At 37.2% G+C, this 26047-nt stretch carries 24 protein-coding genes and 2 pseudogenes; 14 read left to right on the plus strand and 12 right to left on the minus strand.

Annotated features, from left to right (window positions below):
• Window positions 1–9: 9 nt before the first annotated feature.
• A complete protein-coding gene (locus IPL24_17075) occupies window positions 10–1458 on the minus strand; it encodes an aldehyde dehydrogenase (protein MBK8365315.1) in 1449 nt (482 codons plus the stop codon).
• A gap of 60 nt (window positions 1459–1518) precedes the next feature.
• Complete coding sequence (locus IPL24_17080) at window positions 1519–2304, minus strand: SDR family oxidoreductase (GenBank protein ID MBK8365316.1); 786 nt, start codon at window positions 2302–2304, stop codon at window positions 1519–1521.
• A gap of 78 nt (window positions 2305–2382) precedes the next feature.
• On the opposite strand from IPL24_17080, the gene IPL24_17085 reads away from it, so the two are divergent.
• The 5 genes from IPL24_17085 (at window position 2383) to IPL24_17105 (ending at window position 7091) form a co-directional block, all read left to right on the plus strand.
• On the plus strand, window positions 2383–2691 hold the full coding sequence (locus IPL24_17085; protein MBK8365317.1) for a hypothetical protein: 309 nt from the start codon (window positions 2383–2385) through the stop codon (window positions 2689–2691).
• An 11-nt stretch (window positions 2692–2702) separates the two neighbouring features.
• Window positions 2703–3230, plus strand: coding sequence for a 3-hydroxyanthranilate 3,4-dioxygenase (locus IPL24_17090; GenBank protein ID MBK8365318.1), 528 nt, complete (start codon window positions 2703–2705; stop codon window positions 3228–3230).
• A gap of 7 nt (window positions 3231–3237) precedes the next feature.
• Window positions 3238–5256 (plus strand): hypothetical protein, encoded by a 2019-nt coding sequence (locus IPL24_17095; protein MBK8365319.1) that lies wholly within the window; start codon window positions 3238–3240, stop codon window positions 5254–5256.
• Window positions 5243–6250 carry an amidohydrolase gene (locus IPL24_17100; protein MBK8365320.1) on the plus strand — a complete coding sequence of 336 codons (1008 nt, stop codon included), beginning with the start codon at window positions 5243–5245 and terminating at the stop codon, window positions 6248–6250. The genes IPL24_17095 and IPL24_17100 overlap by 14 nt, the downstream gene beginning before the upstream one ends.
• Window positions 6251–6377: 127 nt before the next feature.
• A complete protein-coding gene (locus IPL24_17105; GenBank protein ID MBK8365321.1) occupies window positions 6378–7091 on the plus strand; it encodes a DUF1223 domain-containing protein in 714 nt (237 codons plus the stop codon).
• A gap of 85 nt (window positions 7092–7176) precedes the next feature.
• Here IPL24_17105 and IPL24_17110 read toward each other — a convergent pair whose 3' ends face one another.
• From IPL24_17110 to IPL24_17120, 3 genes are all read right to left on the minus strand, one after another.
• Entirely contained in the window at window positions 7177–8070 is an 894-nt protein-coding gene (locus IPL24_17110; protein ID MBK8365322.1) for a hypothetical protein, read from the minus strand.
• A gap of 13 nt (window positions 8071–8083) precedes the next feature.
• On the minus strand, window positions 8084–8473 hold the full coding sequence (locus IPL24_17115) for a hypothetical protein (protein MBK8365323.1): 390 nt from the start codon (window positions 8471–8473) through the stop codon (window positions 8084–8086).
• A gap of 130 nt (window positions 8474–8603) precedes the next feature.
• Window positions 8604–9452 (minus strand): T9SS type A sorting domain-containing protein, encoded by an 849-nt coding sequence (locus IPL24_17120; GenBank protein ID MBK8365324.1) that lies wholly within the window; start codon window positions 9450–9452, stop codon window positions 8604–8606.
• 198 nt (window positions 9453–9650) lie between these two features.
• Here IPL24_17120 and IPL24_17125 point away from each other — a divergent pair, with 198 nt between their 5' ends.
• From IPL24_17125 to IPL24_17135, 3 genes are all read left to right on the plus strand, one after another.
• Entirely contained in the window at window positions 9651–10328 is a 678-nt protein-coding gene (locus IPL24_17125) for a response regulator transcription factor (protein MBK8365325.1), read from the plus strand.
• On the plus strand, window positions 10325–11623 hold the full coding sequence (locus IPL24_17130) for a HAMP domain-containing histidine kinase (protein ID MBK8365326.1): 1299 nt from the start codon (window positions 10325–10327) through the stop codon (window positions 11621–11623). Before IPL24_17125 ends, IPL24_17130 begins: the two co-directional genes overlap by 4 nt.
• A gap of 113 nt (window positions 11624–11736) precedes the next feature.
• Window positions 11737–13638 carry an amidophosphoribosyltransferase gene (locus IPL24_17135; GenBank protein ID MBK8365327.1) on the plus strand — a complete coding sequence of 634 codons (1902 nt, stop codon included), beginning with the start codon at window positions 11737–11739 and terminating at the stop codon, window positions 13636–13638.
• 189 nt (window positions 13639–13827) lie between these two features.
• Here the strand turns inward: IPL24_17135 and IPL24_17140 are convergent, their stop codons facing one another.
• A complete protein-coding gene (locus IPL24_17140; protein ID MBK8365328.1) occupies window positions 13828–14295 on the minus strand; it encodes a transposase in 468 nt (155 codons plus the stop codon).
• 821 nt (window positions 14296–15116) lie between these two features.
• Here IPL24_17140 and IPL24_17145 point away from each other — a divergent pair.
• On the plus strand, window positions 15117–15554 hold the full coding sequence (locus tag IPL24_17145; protein MBK8365329.1) for a hypothetical protein: 438 nt from the start codon (window positions 15117–15119) through the stop codon (window positions 15552–15554).
• Between the two features lie 25 nt (window positions 15555–15579).
• On the opposite strand, the gene pheS is transcribed toward IPL24_17145, so the two are convergent.
• Together pheS and IPL24_17155 are read right to left on the minus strand one after the other, a co-directional pair.
• On the minus strand, window positions 15580–16611 hold the full coding sequence (gene pheS / locus IPL24_17150; protein ID MBK8365330.1) for a phenylalanine--tRNA ligase subunit alpha: 1032 nt from the start codon (window positions 16609–16611) through the stop codon (window positions 15580–15582).
• A pseudogene (locus IPL24_17155) lies at window positions 16611–17284 on the minus strand (peptidylprolyl isomerase). The gene pheS and the pseudogene IPL24_17155 overlap by 1 nt, the downstream one beginning before the upstream one ends.
• 54 nt (window positions 17285–17338) lie before the next feature.
• On the opposite strand from IPL24_17155, the gene IPL24_17160 reads away from it, so the two are divergent.
• On the plus strand, window positions 17339–17704 hold the full coding sequence (locus tag IPL24_17160) for a hypothetical protein (protein ID MBK8365331.1): 366 nt from the start codon (window positions 17339–17341) through the stop codon (window positions 17702–17704).
• Window positions 17705–17714: 10 nt separating this feature from the next.
• Here IPL24_17160 and IPL24_17165 read toward each other — a convergent pair whose 3' ends face one another.
• The gene (locus tag IPL24_17165) at window positions 17715–18053 is read right to left on the minus strand and encodes a hypothetical protein (GenBank protein ID MBK8365332.1); all 339 of its coding nucleotides are present in this window, start codon (window positions 18051–18053) and stop codon (window positions 17715–17717) included.
• Between the two features lie 67 nt (window positions 18054–18120).
• Here IPL24_17165 and IPL24_17170 point away from each other — a divergent pair, with 67 nt between their 5' ends.
• From IPL24_17170 to IPL24_17185, 4 genes are all read left to right on the plus strand, one after another.
• Window positions 18121–19257, plus strand: a complete 1137-nt coding sequence (locus tag IPL24_17170) for a VWA domain-containing protein (GenBank protein MBK8365333.1) — start codon at window positions 18121–18123, stop codon at window positions 19255–19257.
• 6 nt (window positions 19258–19263) lie between these two features.
• Complete coding sequence (locus tag IPL24_17175) at window positions 19264–19995, plus strand: TerB family tellurite resistance protein (protein ID MBK8365334.1); 732 nt, start codon at window positions 19264–19266, stop codon at window positions 19993–19995.
• Between the two features lie 199 nt (window positions 19996–20194).
• Window positions 20195–20653 (plus strand): CvpA family protein, encoded by a 459-nt coding sequence (locus tag IPL24_17180; GenBank protein MBK8365335.1) that lies wholly within the window; start codon window positions 20195–20197, stop codon window positions 20651–20653.
• Window positions 20654–20859: 206 nt separating this feature from the next.
• Window positions 20860–22692 carry a T9SS type A sorting domain-containing protein gene (locus IPL24_17185; protein MBK8365336.1) on the plus strand — a complete coding sequence of 611 codons (1833 nt, stop codon included), beginning with the start codon at window positions 20860–20862 and terminating at the stop codon, window positions 22690–22692.
• Between the two features lie 104 nt (window positions 22693–22796).
• On the opposite strand, the pseudogene IPL24_17190 reads toward IPL24_17185, so the two are convergent.
• The 3 genes and pseudogenes from IPL24_17190 to IPL24_17200 form a co-directional block, all read right to left on the minus strand.
• A pseudogene (locus IPL24_17190) lies at window positions 22797–23941 on the minus strand (phosphoglycerate kinase).
• Window positions 23942–24209: 268 nt separating this feature from the next.
• Entirely contained in the window at window positions 24210–24485 is a 276-nt protein-coding gene (locus IPL24_17195) for a hypothetical protein (GenBank protein ID MBK8365337.1), read from the minus strand.
• A complete protein-coding gene (locus tag IPL24_17200) occupies window positions 24433–25530 on the minus strand; it encodes a hypothetical protein (protein MBK8365338.1) in 1098 nt (365 codons plus the stop codon). The genes IPL24_17195 and IPL24_17200 overlap by 53 nt, the downstream gene beginning before the upstream one ends.
• Window positions 25531–26047 lie beyond the last annotated feature (517 nt).

Raw genomic sequence — 26047 nt, forward strand, 5'->3', positions numbered from 1 at the left:
TTTCGAGTTTCAAAACTTAATGCAAACATTCTTCTCTTCCGTAAAAAACTTCAACGCCTCAAAACCTCCTTCACGACCAACTCCCGATCCTTTCATTCCGCCGAATGGTGTTCTAAGATCGCGGAGGAGCCAGCAATTTACCCATACAATTCCACTTTCGATCAGAGCAGACATTCTATGTGCGCGTGATAAGTTTGTTGTCCATAGCGTTGCTGCAAGACCGTATGTTGTACTGTTAGCAAACATCAGAACTTCTTCTTCTGTATCAAACGGAGTTAATGTAACGACAGGACCAAAAATTTCTTCCTGATTTGTTCTGCAATCGTATGCTAACCCTTCAATGATAGTTGGTTCAATAAAAAATCCGTTTGAGTTTTTTCCACCCGGATTTACACTCTTCCCACCGAATACAATTTTTCCACCTTCCTGTTTTGCAAGTTCAATGTATGAAAGGATTTTTTCGTAATGTGGTTTGGAAACGATGGCACCCATTATACTTTTTTCGTCGAGTGGATCTCCAACTTTTAATTTCTTTGCTTCTTCAATCAATGCAGCTTTGAACTTTTCATATAACGGTCTTTCAATAAAGATCCTTGACCCACATAAACAGATCTCTCCCTGATTACTGAATGATGATTTTATAGTAGTCTTGACTGCATGTTCAAAATCGCAATCTGCAAAAATGATGTTTGGATTTTTACCACCTAATTCAAGCGACATTTTTTTGAACATTGGTGCAATAGTTCTCGCAATTGTTTCGCCGGTTTTTGTTCCACCTGTGAAACTGATCACAGGAATTTTAGGATGTGAAACAATGGCCATTCCAACTTTTGGTCCAAGTCCGTGTACGATATTTAAAACTCCTTTCGGCATTCCTGCTTCATTACAAAGTTGAGCGAGCTTGAATGCTGTCATCGGTGTAACTTCCGATGGTTTTGCAACAACACAATTACCACTTGCCAGAGCCGGTGCAATTTTCCATGTGAAAAGATAGAGTGGGAGATTCCAGGGAGAAATACATCCTGCCACACCGATCGGTGTCCGCAAAGTATAATTCAAGGCAGTATTTTCCATAGCATGTGTTTCTGTCGAAACATGCAATGCTCCCGTAGCATAAAAATGAAAATTGGAAACCGCTCTTGGGATATCGACAGAACGCGAAAGCCAGACCGGTTTTCCATTATCAATCGATTCTGCAATTGCAAATTCTTCGAGATTGGCTTCGATCAATTCGGATAGTCTGATAAGAATTGCCGAACGTTTTTCTTTCTGCATCATCGACCACGACGGGAAAGCTGCCCGCGCTGCAGCAACTGCCAGCTCAACATCACGCTCATCGGAATCAGGAATGAAACTATAAACTTCGCCCGTTGCCGGATCAATGTTGTCTAAATAATTTCCTGAAACCGGTGCACTGAATTCACCATTGATAAAGTTCTGAATTCTTATCTTTTCCATTAATGTTCGCTATTGATATTTATACGTTCAATAATGATTGTCTACTGAACGAAATGATTGTTATAAATTGCCTGTTCGTCCGCCATCAACCGGCAGATTAATTCCTGTAATGTACGATGCTGCCGGTGAAGCGAGGAAAGCAACGGCATTTGCAATCTCTTCCGGAGTGGCAAATCGTTTCATCGGAATCTCTTCGATCATCTCTGATTCGACTTCGCTAACCGAAATTCCCGTCTTCGAAGATTTATTTTCAATGATACTTTTTAACCGTCCGGTTCCTGTTGCTCCGGGTAATACATTGTTGACAGTAATATTGAATGCACCAACTTCATTGGCCCAGGTCTTTGCCCAATTTCCTACCGCTGCACGAATCGTATTTGAAACTCCGAGTCCTTTCAATGGTTGTTTGACTGATGTTGAAATGATATTGATTATCCGGCCATATCCGGCTGACTTCATTCCTTCAAAAGTTGCTTGTGCCAGATGTTGATTACAGAGAAGATGGTTGGTAAATGCACTCAGAAATTCATCACTCTTTGCATTGACAATCGGTCCACCTGCAGGTCCCCCGGTATTATTAACTAAAATGTGAACCGGACCATTTGAACTGATATATGCATCGACCTTCCGGCGGAGGTCTTCCGGCTGACTGAAATCTGCAACGATATAGTCATGCTTCTGACCTTTTGATGGAAGAGCAGCTGCAGTTTTTTGAAGTTCCACTTCATTACGGGCGATTAACGTAATATTCGCGCCTAATTCAGCTAAAACAACTGCCGAAGCACGTCCAATTCCCTGGGTACTTCCACATACTATTGCCTTTTTTCCGGTTAAATCTATCTTCATAAGGGTGTTGAATTGTCAAAAACCTTTGTCTATTTTTGAATTGACAACAAAACTATTAATAATCTTTATAAAACAGACATGGAAGCGCTTATTCACAAGATCGTAGGCAGTACCGGGATAACCGGAGAGCAGGCGAAAAAATCGATAGAATTAGTTAGTGAAGAATTAAAAACAAAGTTCCCTTCATTTCTTCATGGCGAAATTGATAATGTGATCAACGGCGGAAAATTTGGAAATACCTACAGAGATAAAGCCGATCATCTGCGTGATAAAATCGAAGAAGTCGCTAAAGAAGCAGGTAGCCGTGCTGAAACTGTTTTCAATGAAATCCGTGAAAAGTTAAATGAAATGTTTACATCTAATAAAACTTCCGGTAACGGAAAATAATCCCAAACATTATGGCAGCAAAATCAGGAATAAATTTTAAAAAATGGATCGATGAAAATCGTCATCTGTTAAAGCCCCCTGTAGGAAATCAGGTGATCTATACACCGGAGCAGGATTTTATTGTAATGGTTGTCGGGGGACCAAATGCACGTAAGGATTATCATTTCAATGAGACAGAAGAATTCTTCTACCAACTCGAAGGAGATATCACCGTTAAGATCGTTGATAATGGCGAACATGTCGATATTCCTATTCGTGAAGGAGAGATCTATATGCTTCCGGCAAGAACTCCACATTCACCAAGAAGAGGTCCGAATACAGTTGGACTTGTAATGGAAGTTCAACGTCGTGAAGGAATGAAAGACGGTTTTATCTGGTATTGCGAAAAGTGTAAGAACAAATTGCATGAAGAATATTTTGTCATGACAGATATAGTAACTCAATTACCAAAAGTGATGAACAACTACTATAGCAATATTGATCTGCGTACATGTAAAAAATGTGGAACTGTTATGGAACCACCCGTATTAACGGCTTAAAAATATTATGTCCACAAAACTTACACGAAAAGAAAAAATTGCACTGCAAAAAGAAAGTGGTACAATTTCTCCGAAAGAAATTAAAAAACAGGAGAACAAACAAAAATCACTGAAGACTTTTCTGGCTTTAGCTCTTGCAGCTTTAGCCTTCATAATGTATGTCAGCACGATCGGACATGATTATGTTCTCGATGATTTTGGTTTAATAAAAGACAATACACAAACCAAGAAAGGCGTTAGCGCAATTCCTGATATCTTCAAATCATCTTACAGATATGGGATGAATATTGTTGACTATACATTGTATCGTCCTTTGACCAAAGCTATGTTTGCAGTTGAATGGCAGATCGCTCCGAATAATCCTGCTTTCGGTCATTTTATAAATATTATTCTCTTTGCATTAACAGCTGTGGTTCTTTTCAAAGTGTTAAGCAAGTATCTGAATGGACAACTAATTCTTCCATTTCTCACAACACTGCTCTTTGTTTTTCATCCCATACACGCCGAAGTCGTATCAAATATAAAAAGCCGTGATGAGATCATGACATTGCTGTTATGTCTTCTCAGTGCGGGTGCTTTTTACGACTGGATAAAAGAAAACAAAACGTCGAAATTTCTATTGGCGGTATTTTGTTTTCTCGCCTCCTTGTTTGCCAAGGAATCTACTATAACATTTATTGTAGCAATTCCATTGATGTTTTATTTTTTTACTGATGCAAAACAAAAACATTATTTCAGTGCAATCGGTGCAATGACATTTTGTTCAGTAATTTTCCTTCTGATCAGAAATAAGATCTTAGGAGGCATTGAATCAGAGATCCCTGTTATTGATAATTACATCGCCGGATTACCAAATTTCTTTTTACAGAGAGTAAATGCTATCTATATGCTTGGCTACTATGTTAAGACTTTGATCATTCCTTATCCACTTATTGCTGATGGATCATATAATCACTTCAAAGCTGTTACTGCTACTGACTGGAAATTCTTGTTATCATTGATTGGACTTGGTTCTGCACTGGTGTATTCACTGGTCAAATTCAAAAGTAAGGATAAGGCAGCATTTGGAATATTGTTTTTCTTCGTTACTGCATCTGTAGCTTCAAATATTTTCATGCTGATCGGTACTTGTTATGGCGAGCGGCTAATGTATATTCCGTCGCTTGGATTCTGCTTTGTTGTTGCGCATCTGCTAATTAAAATATTCAAATCAGATGTCTCTGAAAGGATATTCAACTCGTGGAATAATTTTTTCAATTCTTACAAAATGCCAATCATTTCTGCTGCTGTAATAAGTGTTGTCTTTTCAATTCAAACTTATGCAAGAAGTATGGAATGGAAAAACGATTACACTTTATATTCAACAGATGTAAAAAAGACACCTGATAGTGCTCACATGTTATTTTATCTCGCGAATCATATTACAACAGATGAATATTTCGCAAAACTCCCTGATAGCACAGCGATCTACAATGCAGAAAAACAAGGTGTAGAATATCTTACAAGAGCAATAAATGTTTATCCGGAATATGCTGATGGCTATCAGCGTCGGGCCTACATCTTAAAACAAATGGGACAAGATTCATTATCTGAACTTGACTATTTGAAATCATTGGAGTTTAATCATACTAACCCGGTTACAAATAATAATTATGGTTTCTTATTGTTTAATCAAAGACGATTTGTTGAATCCAAAAAATACTTCGAAATAGCAGTCAGGTACAACCCGAATTATGCACATGCTTTAAATAATCTGGCAAGTGTTTATGGTGTCTTCGGACAAGGCTCAACGGAAGCGGCGTCGAAAGATCCGGCGAATGCAGAAAAGCACAGAAAAGATGCTTTGGATAATTTCCAGACTGCAATAGTTTATTTCCTAAAATCAATTGAAGTAGATCCGGAGTTTGTTGAACCATATAGATTGGCTGCTGTTACATACAGAAATATCGGTGATATTCCGAATGCAGAAAAATATGAATCATTAGCAGCAAAGGTTGCAAGGGAAAAGAAGAATGCTCAAAATTGATATACACACACACATCCTTCCGGCACATCTTCCTGATTTTAAAGCGAAGTATGGTTATGGAGGATTTGTTTCATTAGATCATCATAAGCCTTGTTGTGCCAAGATGATGATCGATGACAAATTTTTTCGCGAAGTCCAGGATAATTGCTGGGACCCGAATGTGAGAATGAATGAAAGCATCATGCACGGAGTTCGTGTGCAGGTGCTGTCAACTATTCCTGTCATGTTCAGCTATTGGGCAAAACCGGATGACGCCTTGGATCTTTCAATGTATCTGAATGATCACATTGCTGCAATCATTTTAGATTATCCGCAACGCTTTATCGGACTTGGAACTGTTCCACTTCAATCGCCGCAACTTGCAATTAAGGAACTGGAGAGATGTATGAAGATCGGATTGCGTGGTGTTCAGATCGGCTCGCATGTTAATGACTGGAATCTGAATGCACCCGAACTTTTTCCTTTTTTCGAAGCAGCTCAGGAAATGAATGCATCCATATTTGTTCACCCGTGGGATATGATGGGAAAAGAAAAAATGAATAAGTACTGGCTACCTTGGCTTGTTGGAATGCCTGCGGAAACTTCACTTGCTATTTGTTCAATGATCTTCGGTGGAATTTTCGAAAGATTACCAAAATTGAAAGTTGCTTTTGCACACGGTGGCGGATCTTTTCCTGCAACAATTGGAAGAATAGAACATGGTTTCAATGTCCGCCCGGATCTTGTTGCAATTGATAATCCGGTTAACCCAAGAAATTATCTTGGAAAATTTTATCTCGATTCACTCGTTCATGATCCAATGATGTTGGACATGATCGTAAAATTAATTGGTGTAGAAAGAGTAGCTCTTGGAACCGATTATCCATTTCCACTCGGCGAATTAAGTCCCGGCAAATTAATTGAATCTATGCCTTATACCGATGCAATGAAAGAACGCCTCCTGAATGGAAGCGCTTTGGAGTGGCTTGGGTTGAAGAAGGAACAGTTTCTATAAATGAAATTTTAACACTAAGATCACTAAAATTTGTCACAAGAACACACTATAATACTTTAGCTTCACTTGTGCTCTTGTGCTAAAAACTAAGTGATCTTAGTGTTTTATTAAAATCTTGATTAACAAAATGAAAACTATATTCTTTATTATTATTTTTTCAGCCTTACAATCTCACGCTCAGAATAACTTTGCCTTTATTGAATTGTTCACCTCTCAAGGCGATGAAACAAGTCCGGTTGCTGAAGAAATTTTATATAAAACAGTTGCTGCTGAAAAGAAAAACGGGAGCAATGTTTTTGTACTTGAATACCATGTTGATTACTGGAACCGATTAGGCTGGAAGGACCCGCTTAGTAAATTTTATTTTACAAAGAGACAGGAAAATTATTCCAGGGTACTTGCGGAGAAGGAATTGTATACTCCTGAGATTGTAATTAACGGTACTAAAAGTTTCAGTGGCACGAAAGAAACCACTTTAAAGGAAGAAATAAAAAATGCACTGACTGTTCCGCAGCAGTTTAAATTTTCCGTTGTTAAAGATTCTCTTGCGAATGATACACTTTATATTTCCTACAATACTTCAAAAGATGATCAGAATGCTGTTTTCCGTTTAGCCATAACAGAAGATGGAATCTCAACAAAGGTTGAAGCTGGGGCAAATGCAAGTAAAACATTTGTAAATAATTATGTTGTCAGATTATTGCATTCAGTAAATGGAATAAAAAAGACAACTCAGATAAAAATTCCGGTAAGAGAAATTAAGTTCAATAAAAATACAAGATTAACAGCTTTCATTCAAAGTAAGCAATCGATGAAAGTGCTCGGTGTGGTTGAACTATAAAAAATTGCTGAGCGGATATAAAATAAAAAACCATTGATGACCAATGGTTTTTTTTAATTTCTATATTTTAATTAAGAATTACGAACTACAAAGTAAACACCCTGGAAATATTAAATCCAAGCCGAACTCCCGCATCATTCCATTTAGTATCTGTCTTCGGGAAAAATTGATTTTCCGTAATACCGAAACTGTTTGTGAAATGAATCTGAAATACGTGGCCCCCGGTTTCGAGTTCGTAACCAATAGAGAATGTATCGAAATGATTATCGTTTTCTGTTTTCGTAACTGCCGTGTATTTATTTAATCTGTAACCATATTCAGCAGTAATGGCAGCACGTTTTGTGAATTTTAATCTGAATAATGCCGCTAAACCATATGCGTCATTTTTGTCTGACTGAAGATCAACCAGATTATAATGAACCAGCCAAGGTGCAACCTGAAAGGAAAAATTCGGAGAAAATTTTCTGGCGATCAGCAATTGATAGCAATAAGAAAAACGGGAAGAACGGAATTCGTATCGATCGAAACCGTTTGCGGCTGCATTTCCATCTTTAAGTGTTGTATAATAAGCGCATGCAAGAAGTGTAACACTTAACGGCATACTATTATCAGTTTTTTGGCGAAGCAGGCGATACTTTAAAAAACCATCCACTAATTTATCCAGAGAACTCCGGCCGATACCAAACATAAAACGACCTTCAGGACTGTACTCTAATCCTAAACGGATGTTTGCAGGACCATCTAAACCAAAAGCATTGTAAGCTTCAGAATTTACAGGACCAAATCGGTGTGAAATCCGGAAATCAAGTGTTCTCGGACCTGTTGTTTCGATCGTATGTTGATTTACCAATCGAGTCGATTTAAATGTTGCAATGGCAAAATCGTCACCTGCTGTTGGTTCCAGATCTCCAAGCAAATCCTGAGCATTTACAATTGTAAACGATGCAAATAAAGATAGTAGTAGGAATATTTTTTTCACGTCACTTTTATTATTAATTGTTTTGTTTACCATTATTGATCCATGCCTGTATTTTCATAATACTACATTCATCGAGTTTAGCTGCGCCTTGTGGCATATATAAACTGGAAGTTAATGCGGGATCATGAGTAAGTGTACGGATAAATTTTAAATCTTTTGCAGGAGATACAAAGTATTCCATCATATCAGTATAGTTGGCTAAGCCGTAGCCACCATCCGCAGAATTATTGATGTGACACCCTGTGTTATCAGTTCCACATGAACTGTTCATTATTGGAAGAATAACATTTGCAAATGAAACAACACCGGTTGTATCACATGCAGGATGTAATTCTTCAAGATTGTCATTGGTGCAAGCAGTAAGCCATGCAGATGCTGCCAGAACAAAAAGAACTTTTTTCATTTTAGTTTATTGGATTAATATTAAAATCCTGATTTCGCAAGATTAATAAATTACGCAGTAATTAATAGTTTTTTGTGGATGAACGGGTAAAACCTTTTGCTGAACAAGATTAATCGTTATCCGAAATTTTTCAATTGATCAGAACCTTTTGACAAGTGATTCCGGCAGACGATTCAATACTTATAATATAATTTCCTGAACTTAATCTGTTCGGGAGATAGAAGTTATCGGTATGCTGACCGGCAGCCATTACTTGCGACGATAAGATGGAAACCAATTCCCCTTTAATAGAATACAATTTGATATTTACCGGACCGGTAGAATTTAAATTATAATTTAAATTAAAGTGATCCTGAATTGGCATAGGATAAACAGACATTAAAGAATTATTTTCGCCTGAATTGATATTATTACTTAAATTAAAAGCACAAACTCTGCTATCAATATATATGTAATCGCCTGATTCGTTCCCGTCAAAATCAGAAGCATTGCCTGCAAAATAAAAAGTAACATCACCTGAATTTGTAGCAGGCGCTGTCCAGTCGAATGTAAATGCAAATGAATCTACGCCCTGACCGGCATCCAGTTTATGTACAACACTTCTTCGTGAAGTACCATTAACTGTCTTAGTTTTGATCTGAGTAGTAACTGTATTTGTCTGTATAAGAGTTCCGGCATTGGCGCCGCCAGGTAAAAGCGCTTCAACACATATTCCGAAAAGTTCATTTGAAGTTCTTGTTACTGTTGCAACCATATGATAAGTTACGCCCGGATCATATACCCAATTCGTCATATTTGTTGAAGTCAATGAAACTGAACCTCCGCCTGAATTAAGAACATATGTGTCATGACAATCTGTACAATTTAATTCACCGGGAGAACCTGTATAACCGGCTTTACCATTATCGTCCATCTTTTCAGCAGACATAGTGATCATTAGTGCTGAGCAAACAGCAATAAGAAATACTAACTTTTTCATTAATGTATGTGGGGGATTAATTATTTTTCAAACTTAGACTATGATTCTGGATGAATTCTGAATAGTAAAGAAGTTTTTTGTAAATTGTTAGCGAACTGACTAACCTTATTTTACTTTTACGCTGTGGAGTCAACGTAAAAGGTCGCTATATTGGATTCCAAAACTAATTAATTAAATAATACCATTAATAAATTAAGCATGAAGATTCTTATCGTTGAAGACGAAAAACAATTATTGGATTCAATGCTTATCTTCCTGAAAGAGTCAGGAATGATTTGCGAAAAAGCCGAAACATTAGCAGAAGCCACTGAAAAAGCTGACTTATACGAATACGACTGTGTAGTTCTTGATATTGGTTTGCCCGATGGTAGTGGATTAAAAGTAATTAATGTACTTCAACAAAAACAGAAACAAACAGGAATAGTCATTTTATCTGCTAAAAACTCACTTGATGATAGATTAGTTGGTTTGAATTTCGGTGCTGATGATTATGTAACTAAACCTTTTTATATGCCGGAGCTCGTTGCCCGCATAAAATCGGTAGTTCGCCGCAGAGCTTTTCAAGGTAAGAATGAAATTCTATTTAATGAGATCAGGGTTGTTCCTGATGAAATGATGATGTATGTGAAAGATAAACTGATTTCTCTCACTAAAAAAGAACACGAATTATTATTATACTTCTTAAGTAATCAAAATAAAGTTTTAACAAAAGAATCCATTGCCGAACATTTGTGGGGAGACCATGCTGATATGGCCGACTCCTTTGATTTCATTTATAGCCACATCAAAAATCTTCGGAAAAAAATGACAGACAATGGAGCGCACGATTATCTGAAGTCAATTTACGGTGTAGGATATAAATTGTCGTCTGAATGAAATTACTCAACCTTACAAACCGATATTACATTGCAATCGCTCTCGTGCTGTTATTAGTGAGCAGCGCTTTTCTTGCATATCGCGTTTTGTATCTGGTCGACAATGAAATTTCTGAGCACATGCTCTTTGAAAAAAGCGAGATCGCAAAACAACTGGAACATCAGAAAGGCATTCAGGGACTGCACTTAATTTTTGGAGATAGAATTGAAATCGAACCGATAGATAAATTTTCATCCTTCAGAGTAATCATGATCGACACTTCGATCTATGATCTATATGAAAAAGGAAAAGTTCCATACAGAATGATGACGTATGAACAACTTGTGGATGGAAAAAGTTACAGAATAAAACTTGCACGACGATTAACAGAAACCGAACAACTTGCTGAAGGAATTCTTGCAACGTTATTATTAGTTGCACTCGATATCATTGCATGTTTTTATTTTCTGAACAGATGGTTTTCCAGCAAGATCTGGAATCCTTTCTACCGGGCATTAAATGTTCTTAAGACGTTTGATCTGCAAAAAGGCGGTACAACAATGTTTCAAAGAAGTCAGGTTGATGAATTCAATGCATTGAATGCAGAACTTTCTAAACTGACAGATAAAGTTACACGCGACTATAAAAATCTGAGAGAGTTTACAGAGAATATGTCACATGAAACTCAAACGCCGCTTGCGATCATTCGTTCGAAGCTGGAATTATTGTTGCAAAGTGAATTGACAGAAACACAACTCAATCAGATCTTAAGTACACTTGATTCAGTGAACCGTTTGTCGAAAATGAATAAAGGATTGATCATGCTTACAAGAATTGACAATGATCAATATGCAGGACTGCAACTTTTACAAATGGGAAAATTGCTGAACAAACAATTGGAAGATCTTGAGCTTTTTATTTCTTCAAAAAATATTCAATTGCATCTTGACATCGATGATAAAGTTCTTGTAAGAATGAATCCGCATCTCGCTGATATTTTACTTACTAATCTTTTATCGAATGCGATCAAGTATAATCTGGAGAACGGTGATCTGTTTGTGACGTTCCGTAAAGACAAATTTGAAATTGCAAACAGTGGTCATGCACCCGTTTTATCGCCTGATGAAGTATTCGACAGATTCAAAAAAGGCGAATCGCCGGACAGCATTGGGCTTGGTCTGGCAATCGTAAGAAAGATCATCGACCATTGTGGCGCCAAGATCAAATACGAATACAAGGAAAATCTGCATGTTTTCACTATTTCAATTCCTCCGGCAAATCTGGTAGATCAGGAAGAGGAGTATAGAATTGGGTAAGACAGGGTGGGCACATCCGGACTCTATCCTGGCAGGCAAAGGGTGCCACAGTTTTTGACTTTTGACCTATGATTTTTGCATTTATTTCCCTCTGAAAACCGTATCTTTGCACTATGTCTGACTTCCTTCATCACGAATGCGGAATCGCTATGATTCGGCTGCTTAAGCCACTTTCATATTATCAGGAAAAATATGGTACAGCATTCTATGCAATGAATAAGCTGTATTTAATGATGGAAAAGCAACATAATCGCGGCCAGGATGGTGCGGGAGTTGCCAATATCAAATTTGATCCTGCACCGGGATCAAGATACATCAGCCGTTACCGGAGCAATGAAAAACAGGCGATCAAAGATATTTTTGGTAGAATGCAGGCGAAGTTTGAAGAGGTCGGAAAGAATAATCCCGAACATTTATCGGACCCTGAATGGCTGAAAAAAAATGTTGCTTTTACAGGAGAATTATGGTTAGGTCATTTACGCTATGGAACATATGGTGGAAACAGTATTGAAGCCTGTCATCCGTTTTTAAGACAAAATAATTGGATGAGCCGCAACTTAGTTGTTGCAGGTAATTTCAATATGACAAATGTTGATGAACTTTTTCAGGATTTAGTTGAGATAGGTCAACATCCAAAAGAAAAGGCAGACACTGTTACAGTGATGGAAAATATCGGACATTTTCTCGATGAAGAAAATGAATTACAGTATGCCAAATTCAAAAAGCTTGGCAACAGTAAAGAAGAAATTTCACCACTTATTGCAAATCATATTGACATTGGAAGAATATTGAAAAATTCTTCACATCGCTGGGATGGTGGCTATGCTATTGCAGGAATGTTCGGACACGGTGATGCATTTGTTCTCCGTGATCCTGCAGGAATTCGTCCGGCATTTTTTTATCGCGATGAAGAAGTTGTTGTTGTTGCGAGTGAACGGCCGGCGATTATGACTGCTTTTAATGTTCCCGTTGAATCAGTAAATGAAATAAAGCCCGGTCATGCTCTTGTGATTCGCAAGAATGGAAAAGTAGGAGAAGAGCTTATCAATGAACCAACTCAAAAGTTGAGTTGCTCATTCGAAAGAATTTATTTTTCCCGGGGAAGTGATGTTGATATTTATAAAGAGAGAAAAGAATTAGGTCGGTTGTTATGTCAGTCAACATTACAATCTGTCGATTACGATCTTCGTAATACTGTTTTATCTTTCATTCCAAATACTGCCGAAGTTGCTTTCTATGGAATGCTTCATGGCATGGAGGATTATTTACGTGATGTAAAGAAAAGAAAGATAAAAGCTTTAGGCAATGATCTTACTGACGAAAAATTGATGGAGATCCTCAACATTCGTCCACGCGCTGAAAAAATTGCAATCAAGGATGCAAAGCTTCGTACATTTATTACGAATGATGATGAACGCAGCGATCTTGTTACACATGTTTATGACATCACTTATGGTACAATAAGAAAGGGAGTTGATAATTTAGTTGTCATCGACGATTCAATTGTGCGCGGAACAACACTGAAGAATTCTATTCTTCGGATGCTTGATCGTTTAGGTCCAAAGAAAATTGTTGTCGTTAGTTCTGCACCACAGATCCGGTATCCGGATTGTTATGGAATTGATATGGCGAAGATCGGTGATCTGATCGCATTCAGAGCTGCAATACAATTGCTTGAAGAAAATAATCTCGAACATATCATTGACGAAACCTATGCACGATGCAAGGAGCAGTTGGCAATGGGTGGAAAGGAAATGAAGAATTATGTTCGTATGATCTATCAGCCATTCACAGCAGAGCAGATCAGCAATAAAATTGCAGAGCTAGTTCGTCCTTCGGATCTTCAGGCCGATTTACAGATCATTTTCCAAAAGATCGAAGATCTGCATGCAGCATGTCCTAACCACAGAGGCGATTGGTATTTTTCAGGAAATTATCCTACACAGGGTGGAAACAGAGTAGTGTGTAAAGCGTTTGTGAATTATATTGAAGGGGTGAATGAAAGAGCGTATTAAATTTTGTGTGAGTTTGGGTGTGAAGAGTGTGGGTTACGGCTTTGCTGGTTTATAATTATCTGAATACATGTTTAATCAGTTAATTTTAGTGACAATGGTTTCTATTGTAAACGACCCTGAAGAGGTCGCATATTTGTAGAAAAATAATTGCCCCGCAATCGAACCGACCCCGGAGGGGTCACACATGGATTATTTATAATCTATCCAATTAAATAAGTATTTTTCATCATATTTTATATTGTATTCTTTCAGGAACGATATAAATTCATCTTTAAATGTTTGATTTTTATGATGCTCTTTTTGATTCATGATGTATTTTACTACCGTATCGATGTCAGATTTGGAATACGAAAAGGCACCATATCCAGATTGCCATGAGAAACGAGATTTTGTAAATTTATTACTGTTAATGTATGCGTTTGAACTTTTTTTAATTTCTCTTACCAGGTCTGCAAGTGTACAATCGATATGAAGTCCTATAAAGAAATGAATATGATCCGGCATTCCATCAATTGCAAGCATTTTGTTTCCTTTTGCTTGCACTATACCGGTGATGTATTTGTATAATTCATTTTCCCATGAAGAGTCAATCAAAGATTCAGGTCCATTGACGGCGAATATGATTTGAATATATATTTCTGAATGTGTTGTCATAATTTTTTCTTCAAAAATAATTTATGAAATCTTATTTATCGTTCAATATAATAGGGGAAATGATTTTTTTTATCCGTGCTTTAATTCGGGGGATCGGGAAATCATGTGCGACCCCTTCGGGGTCGGGTCGTTTTGTTGTTCCGTTTTCTACAAATGTGTGACCCTTTCAGGGTCGGCTGGTACAAGACTTCAAAATGCAACATCGATCCATAAAGTTGAACATTAATTAATGATTGAAAAGAAAACTAAAATGAGAATCCATTGAGCAAAATTCTCCATTAAACATACACCAGAGTCCCAACTCTGAAAAGGTTGCACATTTGTAGATAGAACATCACAACACGCGAACTTTCAAGGTCGGCTGGTACAAGACTTCAAAATGCAAGTTGAACATTAATTAATGATTGAAAAGAAAACTAAAATGAGAATCCATTGAGCAAAATTCTCCATTAAACATGCACCAGAGTCCCAACTCTGAAAAGGTTGCACATTTGTAGATAGAACATCACAACACGCGAACTTTCAAGGTCGGCAGGTACAAGTTTTCAAAATGCAAGATCGATCCATAGAGTTGAACATTTGAAAAGGTAACTAATGAAACTAATACAAGAATCCTTTGAGCAAAATTCACGGCAGACATTTACCAGACTCCCGACCCTGAAGGGGTCGCACATTTGTAGACATAGCATCACAAGCCCCGAACCCGACCCCGAAGGGGTCGCACATGAGGTCACGTAATCGTTCATCAATGCAAATAATTAAACCGTAGGGTTACCTTTCGTATTTAGCAGTATTAATAGATGAATCCTCCAAAAAAAATTATTATGAAAAATCACGCTCTAATTCTAAAAACAATTTTGTTTATTTCCCTTGTTTCTATTTCATGCACCCATGAAATACCTGATCCTGTCCAGGCTCAGAAATTTGTTGAGGATTTTATGCAGAAGATCAGCAGAAATGATTTCACAAATTTATCGGACCACTATTCCGAAGAAATGCACAATGGCGAAAGTGATGAAGCCAGAATTGCAAAGTTTGAACAGCTCAATCAGGCATTGGGCAATACTTTATCATTTACTTTGCTTCAGCAAAAATCAATTCAGGAACCCGACTCGCCTCCAAGTGTGAATTTTGTTTATGAAGTAAAACATCGCAAGCAAGTTGTTATTGAAATGTATTCGGTTGTTAAAGAAGGAAAGGCGTATAAAATTTCAAAACAGAACACTGTTTCAAGATCAGCTTGGGTGGATACAACGAATTAATTTTTTCTTTCTTGTGTTCAAAAAATTATTCACTCTTAAACTGCCTCAAAAACCTCACATCATTCTCCGAAAACAATCTCAGATCTTTTACATCATACCGAAGCATTGCTATCCGTTCAATTCCCATTCCGAATGCATAACCTGTATATTTCGTAGAATCTATTTTGCAATTCTCTAAAACATTCGGATCAACCATTCCGCAACCCATGATCTCTAACCATCCTGTGTACTTACATACATTGCAACCTTTGCCTTTGCAGATCTGACAACTTACATCCATTTCAGCAGAAGGTTCTGTGAATGGAAAATAACTCGGACGCAATCTGATCTTTGCATCTGAACCAAACATCTCTTGCGCAAAATATAAAAGCGTTTGCTTAAGATCAGCAAATGAAACTCCTTCGTCAATATATAATCCTTCTACCTGATGAAAAAAACAATGCGCTCTCGCTGAGATCGCTTCATTTCTGTAGACACGACCCGGAGCAAGAATACGAATCGGAGGTTTTGAATTCTCCATTATTCGCACCTGTATAGATGAAGTATGCGTACGCAATGCAATAGAATCTGTACTGCCTTCCTGCGAAATAAAAAATGTATCCTGCATATCACGTGCCGGATGATTTTCCGGAAAATTCAAGGCAGTGAAATTATGCCAGTCGTCTTCTATCTCAGGACCATCAGCAACTGTAAAACCAATGCGCTTGAAGATATTCAGAATTTCATTTCTTACCAATGACAATGGATGTCTTGACCCAATTGCATTCGATTCTCCCGGTAACGTCAGATCTAAATCTTTTGGCTTCTGTGAATCACTTGCACTTTCTAATGCTTGCTGAAATGATTCCAGTCTTTCTTCCGCTTTTACTTTCAGACTATTGACCATTTGTCCAAAGTCTTTGCGCATTTCAGGAGCAATACTTTTCATTTCAGAAAAAAGATCTGCCAATACACCTTTCTTTCCAAAATATTTTATTCTGAATCCTTCAACTTCTTCTTTCGACTGAGCAGCGAATTTTTCTATTTCACTGATGAGTGTGTCAATCTTTTCTTGCATTATTTAATTTGTTTCATTTTCATTCTTACATCTTGCAACGGACGATCACCGGGAGCAGTTTTTACTGCTGCAATTTTATCCAGTACATCAAGACCTTTTATAACTTCACCATAAACTGTATAGGCTTTATCAAGATGCGGAGTACCACCTACTGTTGTATAAAGTTCAATTTGCTTTGGACTTAATTTAATCCGACGTTGCATTTCAAGCATAGGGATTTGTTCTTGTTTCAAAACCTGTCCTTGTACAATATAGAATTGACAACCGCTTGATGCTTTCGTTGGATTTTCCGTACGAGCTGCACACAATGAACCTTTTTTGTGAAACAATGAATCGACAAATTCTGCCGGAATAGTGTAGCCCACATCTCCATTTCCTAACATCACTCCTGGAGCTGCGTTTTTGATTCCGGATCACCACCCTGAATCATGAAATTCTGAATAACACGATGAAACAACAAACTGTCGTAGAATTTTTGGTTTACCAACTTGAGGAAATTATCGCGATGCTGTGGAGTTGAATTATAAAGTTTCACTACCATATCGCCCATATCAGTTGAAATCAGGACTTCATGCTCAATATTTTCATCAACCTTTGGTTTTGTGACAGTTTGAGGTCCTTTACAAGCAGAAATGAGACAGATTATTGAAAAAAGAATGCTAATTTTCTTCATTTTATTATATTTTTGTAGTGTTATTAGATTGACTACAATATTAACCAAAATCAGATGAATTCAGAAAAGAGAGGCAGACTAATTACTGCTCTTGTTGTATCAGCATTTTTTTGTGTTTTTGCTCTCAGCTCTTGTAAAAAAGATGGCCCAACAGTAGCCGTTATTTTAGTAGTCGATTCTGCAGGGCGTTCAGTACAAGGCGCTTCTGTAACTTTGTGGCAAGACACTGCGGTAAATAATGTCAATGGAGTTCAGTCGGATCTTCGTGTTACCAAGATCTCAGATGCTGCAGGAAGAGCAGAATTTTCTTTTGAACTTGAAGCCTATTTAAACGCAGAAGCAATCCGTAATACAGATACTGCCCGGTCAGTTGTCCGGTTGAAAGAACATGAAACGGTGAGTGTCACGCTTTATCTATAATCTTAAGGGATTACTTAAGGTATTCAATTACAGCTTGTTTCAGTAATAAATCCTGCTCTTTTAAAGTTAAAGGCGGGAGTTTTTTTACCAATTTCCAATGCGGCCAGCCATCCTGGTCGAGACCTTCCAGCTCATAATATCCAAATTGACTCATTAAGCGGCAAACTGCAATGTGCATCAGGTCCTGCTTTTCGTCTTTAGAATATTTCATCGGACCTTTTCCCAGCTCCTGAATTCCGATCAGAAAAAGTATCGTCTGAAGATCCGGTTCTTCCCCGTAAGTATTGGCAAGTGACTGAGTTAATTTCTCCCAGTCCTGCTTTAGGTTTTGTAAATCAATAGCATCCATTTGCAACAAAGGTATTCAGAATTTTGTGGGATTGCTACCTTTGCGGCCCATCGAATTATTTTAAATCGTGCCGCACATCAGCTTCTTTCGGATTCCCTTCGTTTTACTTTTGTTTTTTTCTGTAACTGTTAAGGGTCAGATAAAAACGGGTCGTCCAGTTGACATAGTTATAGCAATGGATCTGAGTAGTAGTTCAAACGGCCTGATCGATCATCTTCGAAATCATATCTGGGATTATTGGTACACTCTTTCAAATTGTAATCCTCAACCAAATTACAGGATTGCTGTAGTTACATATGCACGGTTCAGTTATGGGAAACAAAATGGCTATACCCGGATTGTAAAAGATCTAAGTACAGATTTTGAAAAACTAAGTAGTCTGTTATATAAAATTCCTTCACGAATTGAAAAAGGTGATCAATATGTTGGAGCAACATTGAATACTTGTCTGAAAAAAATTTCGTGGTCGAAAGATCCTGAAGCAATTAAAATGATTTTTCTTGTTGGAAATGGTGATGTAACAACCGGAACAATAGACATCGATGAAACGGTAGATAAATTAGTGGCGAATAATATTATTGTGAACACAGTTTATTGCACTGTTCCCGGAGAAAAGAAAGCCATCAAAGGCTGGGAAAGAATTGCGCTGAAAGGAAAAGGAAAGATTTCAAGTATGTCAATAAGAAATAAATATTTCGACAGATTGAATGGATTTGACATGGCTAAGTTTCGTGCACTGAATAAAAAATTTAATAAGACATATCTGTGGTATGGTCCGGAGGGAAAAGCGCGATTCAATAGAATGGTAGAAGTTGATAACAAAGCATACATTACTAACACAGAAGGTTTCAGGTATAGAATTTTACATAAAATATCTGACGACTATCAACGTACTAATAATAGTTGGGACCTTGTCGATCTTTATTCTAGGAATCCGTTAGATTTTATTAAGGTTGACAGAAAAACAATGATCGACACTTGCCGCAAAATGAATAATGATCAATTGAAAGCGTTTATTATCTTTAAAAAATATGAGCGAAAAAAAATTGGTGCTATGATGGCTGAAATGATAATTAATAAAGAACTAAAAGATAAAGAAGAAGGACAAATAGTAAATAAAACGATGCCAACTCTAGATATCGTCACACTGAATGCGATCCGTGATGTTTTAAGAGAAGAGTCGTGTGAATGTCCAAAACACTAAAAGAAAATGTCAACTTGGAATAAATGGATCTTCGGTGGATTAGGTTGGGCAGTAGGTGGTCCGATTGGTGGAATCCTTGGCTTTGCACTTGGATCGATCACAGAAGAAAGTAGTATTAAATTAAATTCCGGAAATCAGAATCAACCACCCGGATTTTTACCGAATGATTTCAGTGCTGCTTTGCTTGTGCTGTGTGCAGCAGTTATGAAAGCAGATCAACGGATCCTGAAATCTGAATTGGATTTCGTAAGGAATTTTTTTAGTCGTCAGTTTGGTGAAGCACACACTCAGCAACGGATGCTTCTCTTCCGTGAGATCCTGAAGCAGGAAATTCAGATCGGACAAGTGTGTCAGCAGATCAGACAATTTGTTGATCCACCATCAAGACTAGAATTGATACATTTATTGTTCGGACTTGCGTCAACTGATGGTGGAGTAGGACAAGAGGAGTTAAATGTGATCAGCCAGATCAGTCATCTTATCGGAGTTTCGCAAGGAGATTTCAATAGTATTAAAGCGATGTTCATTGTTGAAGCAGATTCGTCTTACAAAATTCTTGAAGTTGAAAAAACTGCAACGAATGATGAAGTGAAAAAAGCGTACAGAAAAATGGCAGTGAAATATCACCCTGATAAAGTACATCACCTTGGTCCCGAATATCAGAAAGATGCGCAGGAGAAGTTTAAGAAGATCAATGAGGCGTATGAGAAGGTGAAGAAGGAGCGGGGGATTATATAATGCAGTTTGAGTTTGTGGTGTGTGGTGTGGCGTACCTACACACTTCACACTACAAACTCAAACTCCACACTTATAAAAAACATTTCCTCATAATTCAGTTTGAGTTTGTTGTGTGTAGTGTGGCGTACCTGCAAACTACACATCACAAACTCAAACTACACTAATAAAAAATTTCTGAAAAAAATGCAGTCTCCTCGACATCATCATTCTTATCCTTCTCGCCTTCGGTGCCATTCGTGGCTTCATGAAAGGATTTATCTATGAAGTTGCCATGTTAGGTGCATTGGTGTTATGTTATTTTCTCGGATTCAAAATGGCAGCTGCTGTTGCTGAATTTTTATTCAATACGTTTGGCGGCTCTCCTGATACGCTGCGTTACGTGTCTTACATGATTGTATGGATAGGAGTGAGCATTGGTGCATGGTTTCTTGCTAAACTTTTTGAAAGTCTTGTCAACATCACTGCACTTGGAATCTTCAACAAAATCGCCGGCGCAATTTTCGGAATTTTAAAATATGCATTTCTGATAGGACTGTTTTTGTATTTCTTCAACAAAGCGGATGCAAAATTTAAATGGCTGGATACTGATAAAAAGGCGGAATCGATTTTTTATTATCCGTTGTTGAAAGTTGGATCTATAGTTTTGAAGAATAAATGATTTGATATGTGAAACAAATCTCGAGTGCAGCGAGATCTGCAGGAAATATTTTTACGTGACGAGGATTATAAATCCACAGTGCGAATAAAAATGAGTAAAAATCCTTCGTAGCGGGAAATCCTTCGCGAGGTTGGTTAATAAGTAAATTGTAAAATGAGTTAGTAGTCGAAAAAATATTCTTCCTTTGAATAAAATAATAATTTCGCATGAAAACAATTTTATCGATAGTTGCATTTTTCGCCGGAGTGCTATTCTCATATGCCCAACACATTGAGAAGAAAATATTTTTTGTAAGCACAAATGCAGGACATATAAACTGGAGCAGAGGTACTGCCGGAACAACGCTTAAGGATGGCGGCTTTTGCATTGGCGGATTAACGGAATTCGAATTTCCTGATGGATCGCAGACTCCCGAAATCAAAGAACAGAATTTTGTGTTTAAAATTGACTCACTATACAATGTTGTTTGGATAGACACCAGCCAAATAATGGATACTGAAAATAAGAATTACAAAGTTTACTCTGTTTTTCAAACGTCGGATTCAGGAATAATTGCAGATAAAATTGTTCGGGTTGGTGGCGTAGTTGATCCAAGTGAATTATTCAAATTTGAAAATGACGGAGCATTAATTTGGAACAAACCTCTTTCAGATTCAAATTATTATTCAGGATTAAAAATTACTAGTGGTGAAATGGTGAATGATACTTTACTTTATTCTGCATTGCATGTTTCGCCTTTAACATTTAATTCTTTCCACCCCATTTTACTTATTCTTAATTCCAATGGAGACACAATTTCAATAAAAGATTCCGTAGATCTTAGATGTCAGGAAAATAGTGTGATTCAAATTGTGAAAGATCATACGAATCAATTGTATTGTATATTAGAAAGAGACAGCACGATCATTCATAAAATAAATTCAGATGGAAGTATAATTTCAACAACTGCGATTGGTGCATTGATGTATAATGAAAAAATTATTCCAATCAGTCCTGAACGTTTTGTAAAGGCTGACTACAATTTGAAATATTTTAATTTCTATGATTATAATTCAACTCTTCTTGATTCAGTCAATTTTGGAATTTATATAGCAGCGGCTTATAAAGGATGGAGTAGCACCTTGCTTGCAGATCTTTTATATTTTGGATCAACGCCATCTTATTTAGGACGAAGTTTAATTCAAATGGATTCTACAGGAACGATCATGTGGGGATTTACGCATGACGAAAATATCTCTCATGTGATTCAGACTTCAGAAAATGAATTTGTCCTTTTGGGAACAGCATACGATACTACGATCTTAAAAATGGGGGTTTTGTTTGAAAAAATTACGAAACCCAATTTCAATAGAACTCTAAGTATTCCTGACTCAGTATTGTGTAACAACGATAGCATTCTTATTTCAGCTCCTTCAGGCTATACATATAATTGGAATAACGGAGATACTTCGCAAGAGATCTATGTAAGTTCTTCAGGAAATTATTTTGCTTTGATTATAGACTCAGAAGGCTTTTTCACTTATTCTGATACGGCAACTATAACAAATTCAAATACAATTGGACCAGAGTTAGGAGCCGACACGATTCTTTGTTTAATTGATTCAATTTTATTGGATGCCGGAAATGGTTTTGCAACTTATCAATGGAGCATAGGAAGTAGTGCGCAATTCATTAATATTAGTGATTCACTTGAAACGATAACTCAATATTTTGTAACAGTTGCAGATTCTAATGGTTGTGTTTTTACAGATTCAATACAGATTCAATTTGCGACTTGTACTAATATTAATGAAATTGTAAATGATGAAATAGAAATTTATCCGAATCCGACAACGGGTATTCTTTTCATCAATTTCAAATCTTCACTATCGGGATCAATAACAATTTATGATCAAAGCGGAAAAGAAATCGTTTCGAAAGAAATAAATAAGAATCAAAATACAGTAGACTTGTATACACTGCCGTCAGGAATTTACAATTGCATTTATATAGATGCGTTTTCTAAGAAAAGACAATTAATTAAATTTGTGAAAAAGTAATTCGTATTTACTGTTAATGAGGATTGAAGATCCTCAGCTCGAAGTGAAGGGTTACAAATTATTCGCAGCTTTACACTCTTAGTTTTAAAGTTGTACGTTACGTTTTATTTGCCAATAGCCACAACCCCTGGTAATTCTTTCCCTTCAATGTACTCAAGCAAAGCACCGCCACCCGTAGAAACATAAGACACCCTATCTGTCAAATTGAATTTCGAAATCGCAGCAGCAGAATCACCGCCGCCGATTAAAGAGAATGCCCCATTCGCAGTTGCAGCGGCAATTTTTTGCAACAGATTTTGTTCCATGAGAGAATTTTTCAAATTCAAAAACTCCGGCCGGACCGTTCCACAAAATTGTTTTGGATTGTGCAATGGCATCATTGAAAAGTTTTTCGGATTTTGGTCCGATGTCTAAGCCCATCCAGCCATCCGGGATTTCGTTGATATTACACTCTTTGGAATTTGCATTTGCATCAAATTTATCTGCAATGATTGCATCAACAGGAAGAATAAGATTTACATTTTTTGCTTTCGCTTTTTCTATGATTGATAATGCAAGATCGAGTTTGTCTTCTTCAACCAACGATGAACCAATCGTTCCACCCATAGCTTTCACAAATGTAAATGCCATTCCTCCACCGATCAATAAATTGTCAACTCGATTCATTAATTGTTCAATGATGAGAATCTTGTCTGACACTTTTGCGCCACCCATAATAGCAGTAAAAGGTTTCTCCGAATTCAGAAGTACTTTATCTGCATTTGCAATTTCATTTGCCATTACATAACCGAAAAACTTTTTACCCGGAAAATTTTCTGCGATCACAGCAGTTGATGCATGAGCTCTGTGTGCTGTTCCAAAAGCATCATTCACATATACATCTCCAAGCGCGGCAAGTTTTTTGCAAAAGCAGAATCACCTTTTCTTCTTCTTTATAAAAGCGGAGGTTTTCTAAAAGTAAAACTTCACCGGGTTTTAATCCTGCTGCTAATTGTTTTGCCTGTTCGCCAATGCAATCTTCGGCGAACTTTACATTCGTATCCAATAGCTTTGCAATGTGATCGACCAGATGCTTCAAAGAATATTTTTCAACCGGACCTTCTTTCGGACGCCCTAAATGTGACATCAATATAACCGAGCCGCCATCAGATAAGATCTTTTTAATCGTTGGAATGGAAGCACGGATCCTTGTGTTGTCAGTGATATTGTATTCTTTATCGAGAGGTACATTGAAGTCTACACGGATCAGAGCTTTTTCGTTTTGAAATTGTGGTGGTCGATGGTTTCATGGGACAAAAGTAAACAAAATAGGACCTGGATTTAGCTGATTTTGGATTTCCTGGTTGCCTTATTTCAGAGATACAATTAAATTTAAAATAAGAGCGTTCATGCTTTAGATAACTTTTATGAATTGAATAATCAGTCTGATGACTTTTCAGCTATCAACCAAGAAATCCCTAAATCAGTTAATTCCTGAAAATCCAATAATCAGATAAATCCTGGTCAAAATCCAGATGTTATTGGAATGCCGCACAATCCGGTCCCGGACTAAACGGTCTCTTGCAAAACTGAAATTTGAAACCAAAGAAGAAATCGAATGCCTGAGTATCAGAAAGTCCGATGAACTGAAGTAACCGGTCACTTCCGATCACAAACCATTTGTATCTGATTCCTAATCCAAGCGACGGTTGATCCCATTCAAATAAAGTGTAATTAAGATTCGCTTCGAATTTTCTTTTTTCATAACGAACGGCAAGATTCATTTGATCGCCTCTTGCAATCTGGTTTTCCATAAAGTGAATTCGTTTTACCAGTGAAAGATTTCCATAAATTTTCGGAGTGAAAGAATAATCGAATTGTGTACTCACAGCAAGTGGCATCCACATGTAAAACCCTTCTTCGCGAATTGAACCACCGATATTTGACACTACCGTTGTCCCGACATTTTCCCAGACCAATACTTGCTGAATCTATGCCTGTCCACACTTGATTTGCACCTGTTGCAATTTCTATAATTTCTGATTTACGGAAATAGCGAATCGTTCCCAGATCAATAAGAGAAACACCGACTCTGTAATCATATTTTTTGATGTTATCATTGCTGCGATTACATTCAAATCCACCTTGCTTTCTTTTATGCATATAAGTTGCTCCAAGTGTTGTGCTCAGTCCGGCGCCTCGAAGTGCGATAAATGAATCATCGATAGCCTTTCCGATCTTTGCATTTACATTGTGAAAGACAACATTGCTGGAATCCAGAACAGTATAATCTAAATTCTGAATGTCGCCATACAAACCATTGAATCCTATCAGTAAATTTCCTGTTGCAGCCCACTTTATATAGTGCTTTTCAGTTTCACTATACACTCGCCCATAAGTTCCACCAAGTTCAAGCCAGCTCGCACTTGCAAAACTCATTGGTGTAGAATTAAATCTGACACCGAAAATTTCCGGCGCATGAAATCCTGAATAAAATGTATATGCTAAATGTGCAGGAACATCCAGCACACTCAATTCACTTCTGAATGCAGAATGTAATCCCCACGCCCAGTCACCATTATTCTTGATGTAACTTGGTCCAATAATAAGAGTATGACCAAACCCTTTTTGCAAAGCGGTTGAATTTCTGAATAAATAATTTTTCCCCGGCTCGTTGTTTCCGAAAATTGTATTCAGAACAATATTTTTATCTTTTGGAAAATAGATGTAGCTATTCTCAGCAAAAAAATCTCCGGCAATTAAATTGATCTCATATTTGTATGGCGCCCCGACAATTTCAGAAGGATTGAGAAAGATTCCCATATTACCACTATAGTTGCTATTACTGATTCCCCACATCTCCTGTCCATAACTGAATTGCGAGATAAAATTAAGAGCGAAAGAATTATTTTTTTCATTGTGGTAAAGATACCTGTTTTTTTAGTGAGTTGTGAGTTGTTCAGACTATTAGTTAACTCTGAATAGTTGATGTTTTGTTTCAAAAAGAACCTGCATTTACGCGGTTATATTTCTCAATTATTATTTTGTCATTTGTTTATTTATTAGTGCTGTCCGCCGCAGGTGGATAGTCTGGCAAGCGGGGAAAATTGGGGGAAACCCTTGCCAGGCGTAGGCAATTTTTATAATATAATCATCATACAATACTTACTTACATTCATTCATGAAGGGCCGCTTTGATCGCGCGCCCCCGGGGTTAAATATGTATACCTGTCAGCTTCTGCTACTCAGTTTTTAATGAATTCAAAATTCGTTCACTTGCACAATGAAGATAAATTCATCTCCCTACAACATTGAAGCATCATTTCAATTTTTCTTTTTTCAATATTATTAACTCTGAGGATCCAAGAGACGATCA

This window comes from Bacteroidota bacterium (assembly GCA_016711505.1).
Lineage (GTDB): Bacteria > Bacteroidota > Bacteroidia > AKYH767-A > 2013-40CM-41-45 > JADKIH01.